Source organism: Novosphingobium profundi (genome assembly GCF_020524485.1).
Taxonomy (GTDB): Bacteria; Pseudomonadota; Alphaproteobacteria; order Sphingomonadales; family Sphingomonadaceae; genus Novosphingobium; species Novosphingobium profundi_A.
Map to the genome: position 1 here is coordinate 715,926 of NZ_JAIVLF010000003.1, position 15,032 is coordinate 730,957.

Annotated in this window: 13 protein-coding genes; 6 read left to right on the top strand and 7 right to left on the bottom strand. The window is 63.5% G+C overall.

The features are described 5' to 3' along the window. Positions 1 to 19: 19 nt before the first annotated feature. Positions 20 to 949, top strand: coding sequence for a YncE family protein (locus LC060_RS09540; protein WP_226634924.1), 930 nt, complete (start codon positions 20 to 22; stop codon positions 947 to 949). A gap of 407 nt (positions 950 to 1,356) precedes the next feature. Further along, complete coding sequence (locus LC060_RS09545) at positions 1,357 to 2,523, top strand: nucleotide sugar dehydrogenase (protein WP_226634926.1); 1,167 nt, start codon at positions 1,357 to 1,359, stop codon at positions 2,521 to 2,523. A gap of 545 nt (positions 2,524 to 3,068) precedes the next feature. On the opposite strand, the gene LC060_RS09550 is transcribed toward LC060_RS09545, so the two are convergent. Next, positions 3,069 to 3,350 (bottom strand): hypothetical protein, encoded by a 282-nt coding sequence (locus tag LC060_RS09550; protein WP_226634928.1) that lies wholly within the window; start codon positions 3,348 to 3,350, stop codon positions 3,069 to 3,071. Between the two features lie 316 nt (positions 3,351 to 3,666). On the opposite strand from LC060_RS09550, the gene LC060_RS09555 reads away from it, so the two are divergent. Further along, positions 3,667 to 4,425 carry a hypothetical protein gene (locus tag LC060_RS09555; protein ID WP_226634930.1) on the top strand — a complete coding sequence of 253 codons (759 nt, stop codon included), beginning with the start codon at positions 3,667 to 3,669 and terminating at the stop codon, positions 4,423 to 4,425. A gap of 712 nt (positions 4,426 to 5,137) precedes the next feature. Here LC060_RS09555 and LC060_RS09560 read toward each other — a convergent pair. Together LC060_RS09560 and LC060_RS09565 are read right to left on the bottom strand one after the other, a co-directional pair. Continuing rightward, entirely contained in the window at positions 5,138 to 6,124 is a 987-nt protein-coding gene (locus LC060_RS09560; RefSeq protein ID WP_226634932.1) for an aldo/keto reductase, read from the bottom strand. Between the two features lie 17 nt (positions 6,125 to 6,141). Then, a complete protein-coding gene (locus tag LC060_RS09565) occupies positions 6,142 to 7,020 on the bottom strand; it encodes an amidohydrolase family protein (RefSeq protein WP_226634934.1) in 879 nt (292 codons plus the stop codon). Positions 7,021 to 7,134: 114 nt separating this feature from the next. On the opposite strand from LC060_RS09565, the gene LC060_RS09570 reads away from it, so the two are divergent. Genes LC060_RS09570 through LC060_RS09580 form a run of 3 tightly spaced genes read left to right on the top strand, consistent with a single transcriptional unit; the run spans position 7,135 to position 10,842 of the window. Beyond that, positions 7,135 to 7,983, top strand: a complete 849-nt coding sequence (locus tag LC060_RS09570) for a fumarylacetoacetate hydrolase family protein (protein WP_226634936.1) — start codon at positions 7,135 to 7,137, stop codon at positions 7,981 to 7,983. A gap of 59 nt (positions 7,984 to 8,042) precedes the next feature. Continuing rightward, positions 8,043 to 8,777 carry an SDR family oxidoreductase gene (locus LC060_RS09575; RefSeq protein ID WP_226635298.1) on the top strand — a complete coding sequence of 245 codons (735 nt, stop codon included), beginning with the start codon at positions 8,043 to 8,045 and terminating at the stop codon, positions 8,775 to 8,777. 34 nt (positions 8,778 to 8,811) lie between these two features. Continuing rightward, positions 8,812 to 10,842 carry a right-handed parallel beta-helix repeat-containing protein gene (locus LC060_RS09580; RefSeq protein ID WP_226634938.1) on the top strand — a complete coding sequence of 677 codons (2,031 nt, stop codon included), beginning with the start codon at positions 8,812 to 8,814 and terminating at the stop codon, positions 10,840 to 10,842. Between the two features lie 120 nt (positions 10,843 to 10,962). Here the strand turns inward: LC060_RS09580 and lldD are convergent, their stop codons facing one another. From lldD to LC060_RS09600, 4 genes are read right to left on the bottom strand one after another with little or no spacing between them, the layout of a single operon-like run. Next, positions 10,963 to 12,093, bottom strand: a complete 1,131-nt coding sequence (gene lldD / locus LC060_RS09585) for an FMN-dependent L-lactate dehydrogenase LldD (RefSeq protein ID WP_226634940.1) — start codon at positions 12,091 to 12,093, stop codon at positions 10,963 to 10,965. Then, on the bottom strand, positions 12,090 to 12,914 hold the full coding sequence (locus LC060_RS09590) for a kinase (RefSeq protein ID WP_319005420.1): 825 nt from the start codon (positions 12,912 to 12,914) through the stop codon (positions 12,090 to 12,092). The genes lldD and LC060_RS09590 overlap by 4 nt, the downstream gene beginning before the upstream one ends. Further along, on the bottom strand, positions 12,904 to 13,860 hold the full coding sequence (locus LC060_RS09595; protein WP_226634942.1) for a 2-hydroxyacid dehydrogenase: 957 nt from the start codon (positions 13,858 to 13,860) through the stop codon (positions 12,904 to 12,906). The genes LC060_RS09590 and LC060_RS09595 overlap by 11 nt, the downstream gene beginning before the upstream one ends. Beyond that, on the bottom strand, positions 13,860 to 15,032 hold the full coding sequence (locus tag LC060_RS09600) for a fumarylacetoacetate hydrolase family protein (RefSeq protein WP_226634944.1): 1,173 nt from the start codon (positions 15,030 to 15,032) through the stop codon (positions 13,860 to 13,862). Before LC060_RS09600 ends, LC060_RS09595 begins: the two co-directional genes overlap by 1 nt.

The following is a 15,032-nucleotide window of genomic DNA, read 5'->3' on the forward strand; positions in this document are numbered from 1 at the left end:
GTTGAATGGGGGACATCGGATGAACAGGTACACCCGCACATTGGCGGCAGGCGCCGCCGCCGCCACGGCTTTGCTCGCCAGCCCTGCGCTGGCGCAGGATGAAACCGTCGTCCATGTCCCCGATTTCGCGGACTTCCTGGCCGTCGACGGCGAGAGCGTGTGGGCGACCAACCGCGGCCGCGTCGAGAAGTGGTCGCGTGAGGGCAAGCAGGCGCAAGTCCCACTTGGCCGCCCGTGTGGCACCATGAGCATCGCGGCCGGTTCGCTGTGGGTAGCGGACTGCGGCGCGGGCACGATCAACCGCATCGACCTTGCCAGCGGCAAGCTGGTTGCCGCGATCTACACCGGCATCGCCAACCAGGCGGGCGAGTTGAACGTCGCCTTCGGCGCAGGCTCGATCTGGGTCGCAAGCAATCCCAACGGGCAGGTCGCGCGCATCGATCCGGCCACCAACGCCGTCATCGCGCAGATCACCGTCGATCCGGGCACCTGGTATCTGGCCTATGGCTTCGATGCCGTGTGGGCCGTCAGCGCCGAGAAGCAGACCCTCCAGCGCATCGATCCGGCCACCAACGACGTGACCGGAAGCACCCCTCTTGGCACCACGCCCGGCTTCCTCGCTGCGGGCGAAGGCGCGGTCTGGGTGCAGGAGCAGGGCGACGGCACACTGGCGCGCGTTGACCCGGCCAGTGTCGAAGTGACCGGCCGGATCAAGGTCGGCGACAATCTCAAGTGGGGCGACATCGACACCGGCGCAGGCAAGGTCTGGCTGCGCACCACCGACGACCAGCGCTTCGTCGTCATCGACGCGGCGACCTCCGAAATCACCGCGCGCATGGGCAAGGCGGCGGGCAGCGGAGCGCTGCGCTACACACCCGAGGGCGTATGGACCTCCGCCCACGACGAGCACATCATCACCTGGTGGCCCACCGCCATGCTGCCCGACTGACCAGGGAGACGCGCGCCGATGGCCTCTGGTCCGCGCCGCGACACGATCATACCCAAGCACCAACGGGCTCGCCGCACTCATCCGCGGCGGGCCCGCTTTGCATGGGCCCTGTGCTTTGGCCATGGGCACAAGCATATTCGGCAAGGAATTCGAACGGATTGTCGCCGTTGTCGCAAGGACAAAGTTCGATTACGGCGCCGTGCACAGGTACGCCCCCCTTTTTCCGTGCCCTGACGCCACGAAGAGGAAGCCCGGCCCATGTCCGCGCCTGACGCAAGGCAGCGCAGATGGCTTACCTCTCTTCGAAACGTGACATTCCCGTGCCAAGTTCGCAGTATATGGCGACAGGTCTGATCGTTCCCGTACATTCGGGCATCACCGCATTGTCACCGCAAGAGTACTCGTAGATGAAAATTGCTGTCTTTGGCCTTGGTTATGTCGGCCTGTCCAATGCCGTCCTGCTCGCGCAGCACAACACGGTCCTGGCCGTCGATATTTCGGCCGAGCGCGTGGCGATGCTCAACGCACGCCAGTCTCCGATCGTGGATGCGGAGCTGGAAGAGTTCCTGTCTAACCGCGAGCTTGACCTGCGCGGCACGACCTCGCCTGAGGAGGCGCTGGCCGATGCCGACTATGTCATCGTCGCGACGCCGACCAACTACGATGTCGAAACCGACAAGTTCGACACCTCCTCGGTGGAAGCGGTCATAGGGCTGGCAACCAGCCACGCGCCTGCGGCCACGATCGTCATCAAGTCCACGGTTCCGGTTGGATATGTACGTGAGGTGCGCCAGCGCATGGACACGCAGCAGGTCATCTTCAGCCCGGAGTTCCTGCGCGAGGGCCGCGCGCTCTACGACAACCTGAACCCGTCGCGCATCATCGTCGGGGAACGCTCGGAGCGCGCCCGGATCTTTGCCGACCTGCTGGTGCAAGGCGCCGAGAAGGACGATGTCACGGTCCTGTTCACCGACGCCGACGAGGCCGAAGCGATCAAGCTATTCGCGAACACCTATCTCGCGATGCGCGTGGCCTTCTTCAACGAGCTCGACAGCTACGCCATTTCCAGGGGCATCAACACCCGCCAGATCATCGACGGGATCGGCCTCGACCCGCGGATCGGCACGCACTACAACAACCCGAGCTTCGGCTATGGCGGATACTGCCTCCCCAAGGACACCAAGCAGCTGCTCGCGAACTATTCCGAAGTTCCCCAGAACCTGATCCGAGCGATCGTCGATGCCAATCGGACCCGCAAGGACTTCCTGGCCGATCAGATCATCGCACGCAGCCCGAAGAAGGTCGGCGTCTACCGGCTCGTGATGAAGGCGGGTTCAGACAATTTCCGCCAGTCCTCGATCCAGGGGATCATGAAGCGGATCAAGGCCAAGGGTATCGAGGTGGTCATCTACGAACCGGCGATGAGCGAGGAAACCTTCTTCGGCTCGAAGGTCATGCACGATCTCCACGCGTTCAAGCAGGACTGCGACATCATCCTTGCCAACCGCCAGACCGATGCCATCCGCGATGTCGCGGACAAGGTCTACACCCGCGACCTGTTCGGCTCCGACTGACCATACGGGCGCCTGTCTCGTCAACGTCGCTCTGGCGCGAACACGGCCTGAGCCGTTGGCGAGGTGCAGCATCCTGCAGGAAGAGCACGAACCCGACCGGGGCAAGGCCAAAAGACGCCGTGCTCGCGCGCGAAGCGAGACCTGCTGCCAAATCTGGGACTGTGGAAAACCTGATCATCCAGGTTCGTGGCGGAGAGGGTGGGATTTTCAGATTTAGTTACAAAGCTCTGAAATGGCTCACCTTGTTGAGACGCCTTAGCCTGCTTCCCACATTTCTTACCTCACGCACCCAGAACGTCTCTTTATTCCGGTGCCTTAGAGACTATGCCGATGGGAGAACGACGTGTCCAGCCCCGCCTGCAGCAAGTCGCAGAACACCACTTCAGCCGATGGAATATCGGGCTCAGGTCGCGTCGCAGGCGATGCTATCACTGCCCAGCCTTGTTCACCGCAATAAGAATGCACGTCCCCAATCCAGCGGCTATCTGATGTCGTGGGTGGGCACACGTCAGTCCCCCTTCATCGTCAGCCCGGCCGGGCAGGAGTCATTGTAGGCGGCGAGTGCTATCGCCCCGTTGCTCGGCGGGGGGGCCAATCCTTTCAATCGTAAACTGCAGCGGAGGCTGCTCAGCTGCGTCTCGCGCCGTAGAAAACGCGCCAAAGGCCAGGGCCAGAGGTGTCCTGAAGTGGAGCAGATCGACAGAGCTCAACACGTCGAACCGCTCGCGGCAGCCGGTTGTGTTCATGGCACAGCCCGGCGGCAAAACATATAAGAACCACGCGAATGTAGCGATGGCAAGCAGCACCCCGAACATCAGCGAAGACATCTTCATCCCTCCCAGTTCCACCCTAAAGCATTTATCGTCCAGTCCTTATCTTCGGAGAGCGCGTTCTCACAGAATTCTAACGGTCGCTGCCAGCCAATTCTGCCCCTTGCGAAGTCAGGAGGGAGCGGCGATTTTGTCCCAAACCGCCTCATCCTGCAGCGCTGCTCATTCCTTATATGGCTGGAATTTCTGGCTTTAAGGGGTGCCCAGCGCAACGCGATCACGACGAAGCCTTTGCCATAAAAGATGGGGTCGGCTTTGCTGACGCATGCGATTATCGCGCTACGACCGGCAGCGCCTTCACGAGGATTCCCCAGTGCCCCTTTCGCGTTACTCGAACAAGATCAGCCAAAGCTTCGATCTGGAAACGCCCAATAAGGCAATCATCGCGCTGACCCTGTCGGAGAGCAGGGCTAGTAAGGACAGCAGAGAGGCCGGCGTCGAAGACCTGCAGGGCACGATGAACGCGTTGGTGGCTTTGACCGATAGGGGCTTTCTTGGTGCCCGCAGCGTCTCCATTGATGTCACAAGCCCTTCAGCCAATCGGACTATCGTCACGATTACGGCGGAGAATTTGCCTCCTGATCTCGTGGTTATCGCGCTGCGCCTGACAATCGACGCGCATGACACGCCCCCAAACGCATTCAATGAACTTCTGAACGCGCTGGATGGCGACAGAGAAATGGCCCTTGAGGCCTTTGCCGGGATCGATTTCGATAGCGACGTGATACACGTCGATGTGCGAAACAATGCCGATGCAGGAAGCCCGATGGACGCGCTTTATTATCTTGGCGGACAAAGTGGCGACATGCTTGAAGCGGCCCGCATCACCCTCGCAGGCTTTGCGGACGCGATGCCGGACGTCGAGACCGAACACCGCATTCTCTCGCTTGCGCAATGCCGGGCATTTTTGCCACTGGGTGCCGAGGCTGGGAATGAACCGGGCGAAGAGGAATACTTCGCCAGTGGTCAGGATCTTATCATCGACACTATCTCGATCGAAGTCGCCGCACTGACCGCCATTCTGGCCATGCAGGCCCCAGACAAAACGCCAGACCTCAGCCAACGGGACTGACAACCAGTACGGTCGCGCAGCGGTCTAAGGCCCGGCAGAGCACGGCGATGGAGTATCAGGAGCGCCCCCCTTGCGCTTTCTTGCGCCGCAAGATCCTGCACGTTCGCCGTAGCGGGAGGACATCCGTGGACGGGTTGATCGCCACTAAAGTTGGCGCTTCCAACGTCGCCCGTTGTGGACGTTGTAATCTACGAACAGCTGCTACCTGTCGGCCAAACCAACACAAGTGTGAAACACACGCAAACAACGCTGAGCAAGACAGAACCGATGACCAGGGCTCTCCGCAATCGCGGCCGGACCTGTACATTCATGCTTATGATTGCAAGTACGAGCGCTATGAACGCCATAGGCCCGACAATGAGGAGAAAGCCTGCCTCAGGGTAAACCTCAACTGGGCATCCGATCATCCGATAGGCTGTATCGGTCAGCGTGAAATAAGCGGCCACACCAAGACAACCGCCACTTAGAAAGACTGACCAATATCGTTGTATTTTCGACATGATGTCTCGCAGACCGACTGGTTGAGATCACAGGATAAAGGCCTCAATCCCAATGTCAGCTTTTCATCCCTTTGCGCCGCTGCCAAGCTTGGTGGACAAGGGGAACCAGACGGTCAGCTCCTTAGCCTGTAGATTCGGCCCACCAACAACCGACAAGGGCGCATACCAATCTATTCCCTCCGCCCCACCTCAACCGAAATCCATGATATTGGTTAGGTTGAAAGGTTGAGCAATTGCTTGTCATGAAGCGCAGTCCAAAACGCCTCGGGGATAGGATGCGCCATCAAAGCGACTGCTTTTTCCAGATGGCAAGGCGATCCAATACCCGGGATGACGTTATCAACAACGGGGTGACGCAGCGGGAATTGCAGCGCTGCTGCGGCCAGCGGCACGGCGTAAGCCTCGCAGATGTCCTCGATGGCGGCAACTTTTTCGATCACCGCGCGGGGCGCCTCGCCATATTCGAAGTGAGCCACTCTCCCCTGGCGAACGCCCTTGGCCAGAATGCCCGAATTGAAGGGGGCTCCGGCCACGATGCGGACGCCGCGCCGTTCACAAAGGGGAAACAGACTTTTCTGAGCAGACTGGTCTAAAAGCGTGTAGCGGCCTGCGAGGAGGATGACGTCGAGATCGGCATGGCCGAGAATCTCCTCGCACACCGCGGTCTCGTTCACGCCCAAGCCTATCGCACCGACAACCCCCTGCTCCTTGAGCGCCTGCATCGCGGGCAAACCACCGTTGAGGAATTCACGCATACGAGCCTCGTGCGCATCGCCGTGGGCATAGCGCCCGATGTCGTGGGCATAGAGAATGTCAATCCGCGTGCGACCGAGGCGCGCCTGGCTTTCCTCGAAGGAGCGCATGATCGCATCGTAGGTGTAGTCGAAGACGCTGCGGAAGGGCTCCGGTGAGACAAAACCCTGCCGATCAGCGGCAAGATCGCCCTCAAGGTCGGGGTCGAGACGACGGCCGACCTTTGAGGATATGACCGCGCTGGCCTGTGGATCGAGTTCACCAAGGGTCTGGCCCAGGCGCTTTTCACTGAGCCCGAAGCCATAGTGGGGCGCGGTGTCGAAATAGCGCAGCCCGGCCTGCCAGGCAGCTTCAATAACCGCATATGCCTCCTCGTCTGGAACGGCTTTGTAGAGATTGCCGATGGCTGCCGCGCCGAAGCCGAGTGTTCCGGGAATTTGCAGCATAGGGTGGGCGTCCTTTTTCACAGTCCGTAGAATTCGCGAGCCGCGCCTTCGAACAGGCGGGCCTGACGCGCCTCGTCCAGTTCAGGCAAGAGGGCCTGAAGGTCGGCTAGAGCCCCGGCATAGCTGTCATCCATGTGGTGCATCACCGGCCAGTCGCTGCCCCACATGGCACGCGTCCCGAAACATTCGAGGATATGACGCGCATAAGGAGCAAGCGTCGCGGCGGGATCGCCCGGGGCCTGCTGCGTGCGCAGGCCTGAGAGTTTGCACCACACGTTGGGAAGCTCGGCCAGAGCGGCCAGTTGGTCGCGCCAGCGCGGGGGAACATCGCCGCGTGCATCGGGCTTCGCTCCATGGTCGATCACGATGAGAAGCTCCGGCCAGCGCCGGGCAAACGTGGCCAGCGCTCCGAGATGGCGAGGCTCGACCAAGGCATCGAAGCGCAGGTCCTGCTCCTGCATGGCCACAAGCGCGGGATGCAGCCTGTCCCTCAGCAACCACTCCACCTCGGGGATGGCCTGGAGCATCGGCCTGAGCCCGCGCAGCTTGGCATGCCCAGCCAGATCGCGAATGCGCGCCGATGCGGCCGAGGCGGCCATGTCCACCCAGCCTACGACTGCCAGGATCGCGGGGTCGTGTTCGCCAAGTGCAAGCAGCCAGTCGGTGTCCCGATCATCGGGCTGTGACTGGACGAGGATCGATCCGACAAAGGACAGATCCGCTGTTGCGGCGGCAAGGTCTCCGGGCAGAAAATCGCGGTACAGGCGCGGCCACTGTCTGTCTGGCCAGACACACCAAGGATCCTGCAAACGCCAGAAATGTTGGTGGGAGTCGAGCACGCGCAAGCCTTGATGGCCCATGGCGCGCGTATGGACGCCCGAAAATTGTACTGTCATGTCCTCTCCTTGCCGTCCGCTACCTATTGCGCACCGAACAAACATACGACATCATACAACATAGCAGGTGGCTGTCCATGCCACTGATCCACTAAAGACCAAGGATAGAGATTCATGAAATTGTGCCGTGTTGGGGAAGTCGGGACCGAACGTCCCGCGATGATCGACACCGAGGGCAAGCTGCGCGACCTGTCCGGCTTCGTCCGCGATATCGGCGAAGAGGCCATCTCACCAGCCGGGCTCGCCCGCCTCGCCGCGCTTGATCCCGCCAGTCTCCCTCTCCTTTCGGATGACCAGCGCTACGGACCCTGCGTGGCCGGCACACGGCAATTCGTGGCAATCGGTCTTAACTACGCCGACCATGCCGCCGAATCGAACCTGCCCATCCCCGAGGAACCGGTTGTGTTCAACAAGTGGGTAAGCTGCATTCAGGGGCCGAACGATCCAGTCACCATCCCGCGCGCCTCGGTCAAGACCGATTGGGAAGTTGAACTCGGTGTCATAGTCGGGACAAGGGCGCACAACGTCAGTGAGGAAGAGGCGCTGGACTACGTGGCCGGATACTGCGTCATCAACGACGTGTCCGAACGCGAATGGCAGACCGAGCGTGGTGCGACCTGGGACAAGGGCAAGGGCTTTCCCTCCTTCGGACCGATTGGCCCTTGGCTGGTGACGGCCGACGAAGTCGGAGATCCTCAGGACCTCGCGATGTGGCTGGAGGTGAACGGCAGGCGCGTCCAGGACGGCAACACCTCAACCATGATCTTCAACGTAGCGCAGATCGTATCTTACCTCAGCCGCTTCATGACACTGCTGCCCGGGGACGTCATCACCACTGGAACGCCTCCCGGGGTGGGCCTCGGCCAGAAACCGGAGCCCTGGTACCTCAAGTCCGGCGACGTAGTGCGCCTGGGCATCGCCAAGCTGGGCGAGCAGCGCCAGGATTTCATCGCAGCCGATTGACATCTCTTGCGACGCCTCATAATTCATCATACATATTACATAATTCAAGGAGAGTGATGATGGGGCGTCTCGCCGGGAAAACAGCGCTGGTCACGGCCGCGGCACAAGGCATCGGGCGGGCCAGCGTGGAGGCATTCGTGCGCGAAGGCGCGCGCGTGATCGCGACGGACATCGACGCGGCAGGGCTTGCGGATCTTGCTGGACCACGCTGTACCTGTGTCCGCCTCGACGTGACCGATGCGGCCGCGGTCACACAGATTGCGGCTGCACATCCCGAGATCGACGTCCTGTTCAACTGCGCCGGCTTCGTCCATTCCGGGACAATCCTGGACTGCGACGAGGACACCTGGGCCTTTTCCAATACGCTCAACGTGACCGCGCAGTACCGCATGATCCGGGCGATCCTTCCCAATATGCTCGCGAAGGGCGGCGGCTCGATCATCAATATGTCCTCAGTTGCGGGCAGCGTGAAGGCGGTTCCCAACCGCTTTGCCTACGCCACGACCAAGGCCGCTGTGGTCGGACTGACCAAGTCAGTGGCGATGGACTTCGTGACGCAGGGCATCCGCTGCAACGCAATCTGCCCGGGCACGGTAGAGACACCCTCGCTCCTGCAGCGCCTGCGCGATACCGGGGACTTCGACAAGGCCTATGCCGAGTTCACCGCACGTCAGGCCATGGGCCGCTTCGGCCGGGTCGAGGAAGTCGCCGCGCTGGCCGTCTACCTGGCCTCGGACGAATCCGCGTTCACCTCGGGCATGACCCATGTGATCGACGGGGGATGGACAAACTGACCGCGACACGCGGCGGTACCTTATGGGAGAAGAGATGATGAAACGGCGCACGATCGCGTCCCTGCTGGCCTGCGCGCTGGGCACAGCCAGCCTCCTGCCAACCCTGGCCGAGGCCCGGACCGTCGAGATCCACGTCTCACCCGAGGGCGATGACACCAATCCCGGCACGAAGCTCCACCCGGTGCGCACCCTACCGCACGCACAGTCGCTGGTGCGAAGCGCCAACCTCGAAGCCGACGTCACCGTGCTCCTTGGCGAAGGAACCTACCACCTCGAAGCCCCACTCCTCTTCCGCAAAGTCGACGGTGGGCAGAACGGACATGACGTGATCTGGCGGGCAGAGACCGGCGCGCACCCCGTCCTCTCGGGTGGCGTCGAGGTTACCGGCTTCACCCTCTTCGATGCTGAGCGCCAGATCTGGGTGGCGGACGTTCCGCGCGGTTTCAACACCCGGGACATCTGGGTCGATGGGACAATGGCCGAACGCCCCTGGCTTGAGATCGCGCCAAGCGATGTGCGCTTCGATGCCACGGGTTTCACAATCACCGCGCCGGACCTCGCCTGGCTCGGAGAGATCGCCCATCCCGAACGTCTCGAAGTGGAGGCAACCGGCTTCTTCACCGACCGCTATTCGCCCGTGAAGGAAATTTCGGGAACACGCGTCACCATGCAGCAGCCCGCCTGGGACAACAACACCTGGGGCTACGACACCCTTTCGCAGCCGATCTTTCCCGACGACAGCCGCCTTTTCCTCGTCAACGCGCTCGAATTCATAGGGCGCACCAACGACTGGCACGCCCGCCCCTACCAATGGGTGATCGATCCCGATGCGGGCAAGCTCTACCTTCGCATTGGCGAAGACGAGGACATGGCCGAGCGCACGGTAGTACTGCCCCGCCTGGAGGCACTCGTCTCCATCGCCGGAACGCCCGAAGCCCCGGTGGAACGCCTGCGGTTCGAGGGACTGGGCTTTGCTCATACCAGCTGGCTCGGGGCCTCGCGCCCGACCGGCTATGCCAACCAGCAGAGCGGTGCATACCTCTTGGAGACGACGCCGCTGCGCCCGGCCGATGCCTGGCAAAGCTGTGACTGGGGCTGCGTGGAATTCGAATCGCTGCGCCAGCGCTGGCACCAGATGCCTGCCGCCGTACAGGTGGCCGCGGCGCGCGACATCACTTTCACTCGCAACACCTTCTCCCAGATCGGACAGATCGCGCTGGGCATCGGCAACGATGCCAACGCCAATCTCTCGGGCGTGGGACTGGCCACGCAGCGTATCACGGTCCGCCGCAACCGCTTCGCGGTGCTTTCGGGGGGCGCGATCATGGCAGGCGGCGTGCGGCTGGAGGCACACCATCCAGACAGCCCCGCGCTCGTCAACCGGGAGCTGACGATCGCGGACAACACCGTCGCCACGGTGAGCCAGCACTACAAGGACAACGCCGCGATCCTCTCGACTTACGTTGAGGGTGCCAGGATCGTCCACAACGACATCACCGATGCGCCCTACGACGGGATCGCGGTCGGCTGGGGCTGGGGCTATAACGATGCCGGCGGCAATCCGAACTACGCCGAGAACCAGCAAGGCTATGTGCACAATCCCCGTTTCACGACCCCCACCACCCTGCGCGCCACCCTGGTGGAGGGCAACCGCGTCCACGGGGTCAAGACCTGGTATATGGACGGCGGCGCGATCTACAACCTGTCCGCCAACCCCGACGCAGTGATCCGCGCCAACCACATCTTCGACATCCGCAACCGCATCGGGATCTATCTCGACGAGGGGTCGAAGCACGTCACCGTGACCGGGAATGTCGTGGAGACCGGCGGGAAGTGGCTCAACATCAATACCGCAGGCGACATGTTCCGGCGGCGCATCTCCACCGACAACCGGGCCACGGGAAACTGGCATACCTCCAACACGACCGGAGGACGCTGGTTACCCGAGATCGGCAACGATGCACGGGGCAACATCCTGGTTCCTGACCGCGCCTGGCCCGAGGCGGCCGCCCTCGTAATCGCCCAAGCAGGGGTTCGCCCGGACCGCTCCGAAGGCCCGAACTGACACCAAGGCCCTGATGCCGAGGCATCAGGGCCTTGGAACGTTCAAGCCCGTCTCATCCCTTCAGCCCCACCCTCCCTGACGGCCATCTGCTCCGTGCAGATGGCCGTCTTTTTGGGATCATCAGGCCAGTAGATCGGGACCAATATCCTCAACCGAGGTGACCCCGCCCAGGGCCATCGTCACCTGCATACCCTGCGCGATCAGATCGAGGAGGCGGGCGACCCCCGCCTCGCCGCCTGCCGCAAGCGCGTAGACATAGGCACGGCCCAGCAGCACACCTTTGGCGCCAAGTGCGAGCATACGCACGACGTCGAGCCCGGTGCGCACGCCACCGTCGACCAGCACGGTCAGATCCTTGCCCACCGCCTCGGCGATCGCGGGAAGCGCCCGCGCGCTCGCCAGCGCGCCGTCGAGCTGGCGCCCGCCATGATTGGAAACGACCAGCCCGTCGGCCCCGAAACGCACCGCATCGCGCGCGTCCTCGGGATCGAGTATGCCCTTTACGATCATCTCGCCCTTCCACATGTCGCGGATCCATTCGAGATCCGACCAGGTGATCGACGGGTCGAAATTGGCTCCCAGCCATCCGATGTAGTCGGACAGGTCTGTGGGCATGCCACGATAGTCGGAGATGTTGCCCAGGTCATGCGGCCGGCCCATCAGGCCCACATCGAGACTCCAGCGTGGATGGGTCATCGCCTGGAGCGCACGGCGCAGCGGGGCAGCCGGGCCGCTCATGCCGGAATGGGCATCACGGTAACGCGCACCGGGCAGCGGCATGTCGACGGTGAAGACCAGCTTGGTCACACCCAGCGCCTGCGCGCGCTCGAGCGCGTGGCGCATGAAGCCCCGGTCCTTGAGAACGTAGAGCTGGAACCAGATCGGTGCGCCGCTCGCTTCGATGACATCGGCCAGCGGACAGACGCTGACGGTGGAGAGGATGTAAGGGACCTGCGCAGCACGCGCGGCGCGCGCGACCTGCAGTTCCCCACGTTGGCGCATCATGCCGCCCAGCCCGATCGGGGCCAGCATCACCGGCATAGCCGTGTCTTCGCCGAACAGGCGCGTCTTCAGGCTGAGATCGGAGACGTTGCGCAGCACGCGCTGGCGCGGATGGACTTCCGCCAACGCAGCGCGATTGGCGGCCAGCGTCTCCTCCCCGAAGGCCCCGCCGTCGAGATAGTCAAACAGAAAAGGCGGAAGACGGCGCCGGGCAGCCTCGCGAAAGTCCGTGGGAGAGGAAATGATCATGGCTGGAGCCTCAGGTTTCTGTCCGGTGCGAGGCGCAGAAGCAGATCCGCGCGCGCGGGCATCTCGTCGAGAATGTGGCGGGTCAGGCGCTCGTAGTGCTGCACGAAGCGGTCTAGGGTCGCCGCGTCCATCACCTCGCGCCCCGCTTCAGGCGCGCTGGCAAGCCGGGTGCGCAGCTGCGCCTCCTGCTCCCCGCGCCACCCCCGCACGACCTCGAAACCGGGCGCGGCGAGCAGGACCAGCCGGTCGATCGCGCCGAACAGTGGGGCATAGTCGCTCTCCAGCACGGCGTTGACGTGCCCACGCCAGATAGCCTCGGGATCCTCCTCGCGCTCAAGTGCATTGACGGGGGCCACCAGCTGCGCGGCTCTCTGCGGTCGCGCGCCGACACACCAGCCTTCGAAGATGAGAACGTCGAGCGGGGTCTCGACCCGCTGCCCTTGCGGCGCAGGTTCGTCGCGGCCCTTGTCGAAGCGCGGCAGGTCAAGCGGCCTGAAGCCCTCCCCCAGCGCGGTAAAAAGGTCCCGTCCCCGCGCAACGTCGTGTGTGCCGGGGACCCCGCGCGTAGCAAAGAGGGGGTGGACCGTGCGAGCAAGATCCCGGCGCTGCGCTTGGCCAAGGTAGAGATCGTCGATCGAGAGAGTCGCGGCGTGCAGGCCTCTTTCCCCCAGCCGCTCGGCAAGCCAGGCGGCAAGCGTGGACTTGCCCGACCCCTGCGCGCCGCACAGGCCCAGGATCAGCGGCCGCTGAGGGTGGGCAGGTAGCCACTCCGCGAGCGCGGCAAGCACCGCCTCGCCAGTCGGAAAGGCCTCAGACGACACGATCAAGGAGGGACTCCCCGGCAAAGAAGCAATCAAGATTATCGGCCACTTTCATGCCCATCGCCGTGCGCGCTTCCAGCGTGGCGCTTCCCAGGTGCGGAAGCAGTACCACGTTGGGAAGATCCACGAGGGCGGGGTTTACCTTCGGCTCGGCCTCATAGACATCGAGCCCGGCGGCCGCGATGGAGCGCTGTGCAAGAGCCTTGGCCAGCGCCGCCTCGTCAATCAGCGAGCCGCGCCCGGTGTTCACCAGCACTGCATGCGCAGGCATGCGCGCGAGCATCGCCGCATCGATCATGTGGCGCGTTTCCGGTCCGCCAGGCGCGTGGAGCGAGAGCACGTCCGCGCACTCGGCCAGTTCGTCAAGGCTGGCGTGGTAGGCACTTTCGGGCATGTCGGGCGCGGCGCGGCGGCTGTGGTAGGCGATCTTCATGCCAAAGGCCTGGGCGCGATTGGCCACCGCACGGGCGATGCGCCCGAAGCCGACGAGACCGAGCAACTTGCCGTCGAGCGAACGCCCCAGGAGGTGCGTCGGGCGCCACCCCGTCCAGTCACCCGCGCGCAGTTCGCGTTCCCCTTCCCCGGCACGGCGCATCGCCATCAGGATCAGCGTCATCGCAATGTCGGCGGTCGCCTCGGTCAGGACGTCCGGGGTGTTGCTGACCGCGATGCCCTGCGCGCGCGCGGCGTCAAGGTCGATATGCTCGTAGCCCGCACCGTAGTTGCCCACGATGCGCACGCGGCGTCCCTCGGCGGCAAGAACCGCCCGCGTCACCTTGTCGGTGACGGTGGGACACAGCGCATCGTGCGTGCGCATGGCTGCGATCATCTCGGCCTCGCCCAGCGGCGTGTCGGTATCGTTGAGTGTGACCTCATAGGTTTCGGCAAGTCGCTCCTCAACGATGCGGGGCCAGCGGCGGGTCAGCAGGATCTTGGGCTTGGTCATCAGATCAGTCCTCGTTGCGCGAGGTTCCGCATCAGCGCCGCCGCGCCGAAAGTCCAGGGTTCGCAAGCATCTGTTGCCTGTACACGGTTGGCAAGCGTCCCCAGTTCCGGGCAGTGGATGCGCACCACGTCGCCTGCGGCATGGGTAAAGCCGCGCCCGGGCTCGCCCCGGTCCTGGGTGGGCGCAAACAACGTGCCCAGGAACAGTACCAGCCCGTCGGGATAGGGATGGTGCGCGTTGCAGGCCTGCCCGGCCAGATCGGCGGGACTGCGGCTGATCTCGCGCATCTGGGAATGGCCCTCGAGGGTGAAACCGTCCTCTCCGTGCACCGTCAGGGTCAGGCTGAGGTGTTCCACGGCGGCGAGATCGAAATTGTGCTCGAACAGGCGTACGAATGGCCCGATCGCGGCGGCCGCGTTGTTGTCCTTGGCCTTGCCCAGCAGCAGCGCAGAGCGGCCTTCGACATCGCGCAGATTTACATCATTGCCCAGTGTCGCGCCCAGAATGCGCCCGTCCGAAGCGATCATCAAGACCACCTCGGGCTCGGGATTGTTCCAGTCCGAGGCCGGATGAACGCCGATGTCATGGCCTGCACCCACGCTCGCCAGTGGCTGCGCCTTGGTAAAGATTTCCGCATCCGGGCCGATGCCCACTTCCAGATACTGGCTCCAGGCGCCCGCTTCGATCAGCGTCTGCTTGAGCGCCATCGCGGCCTGGGAGCCGGGTTGCAGACGGCCCAGGTCATCGCCCACCAGCGCCTGGACCTGCGCGCGGATTGCCTCCGCCGCGCGGGCATCCCCACGCGCACGTTCCTCGATCACGCGTTCCAGCATCGAGTTCGCGAAAGTGACCCCGGCGGCCTTCACCGCCTGCAGATCGACTGGCGCCAGCAGCCAGGGCCGCGTGGGATCACGCCGCAGGGGATCGCTATTGGACAGGACCGCGTCGAGCGCACCGATGTTCTCTCCGGTTGCCTCGCGCAGCGCGTGGACCGGATCGGTGCTCTCGCACAGGTCACGCACGGTCGGAAAGCTACCGGATATGTCGGTCAACTGCGCGCCGTCGACGCGGACCACCGAGGGGCCACATAGTTCGGGCCGCCAGACACGTCCCACCAGCAAGGCGGCAGGGTCCTCGGGCAGGATGGCGCGTGGGGAAAGGTCGAGAGGCAT

Excerpts from the sequence above, each read along its gene's own strand:
- LC060_RS09595 (WP_226634942.1), bottom strand. The coding sequence starts at position 13,860 with ATGACCAAGCCCAAGATCCTGCTGACCCGCCGCTGGCCCCGCATCGTT.
- LC060_RS09575 (WP_226635298.1), top strand. The coding sequence starts at position 8,043 with ATGGGGCGTCTCGCCGGGAAAACAGCGCTGGTCACGGCCGCGGCACAA.
- LC060_RS09545 (WP_226634926.1), top strand. The coding sequence starts at position 1,357 with ATGAAAATTGCTGTCTTTGGCCTTGGTTATGTCGGCCTGTCCAATGCC.
- LC060_RS09580 (WP_226634938.1), top strand. The coding sequence starts at position 8,812 with ATGATGAAACGGCGCACGATCGCGTCCCTGCTGGCCTGCGCGCTGGGC.
- LC060_RS09570 (WP_226634936.1), top strand. The coding sequence starts at position 7,135 with ATGAAATTGTGCCGTGTTGGGGAAGTCGGGACCGAACGTCCCGCGATG.
- LC060_RS09600 (WP_226634944.1), bottom strand. The coding sequence starts at position 15,032 with ATGCCTCTCGACCTTTCCCCACGCGCCATCCTGCCCGAGGACCCTGCC.
- LC060_RS09540 (WP_226634924.1), top strand. The coding sequence starts at position 20 with ATGAACAGGTACACCCGCACATTGGCGGCAGGCGCCGCCGCCGCCACG.
- LC060_RS09565 (WP_226634934.1), bottom strand. The coding sequence starts at position 7,020 with ATGACAGTACAATTTTCGGGCGTCCATACGCGCGCCATGGGCCATCAA.
- lldD (WP_226634940.1), bottom strand. The coding sequence starts at position 12,093 with ATGATCATTTCCTCTCCCACGGACTTTCGCGAGGCTGCCCGGCGCCGT.
- LC060_RS09560 (WP_226634932.1), bottom strand. The coding sequence starts at position 6,124 with ATGCTGCAAATTCCCGGAACACTCGGCTTCGGCGCGGCAGCCATCGGC.
- LC060_RS09550 (WP_226634928.1), bottom strand. The coding sequence starts at position 3,350 with ATGTCTTCGCTGATGTTCGGGGTGCTGCTTGCCATCGCTACATTCGCG.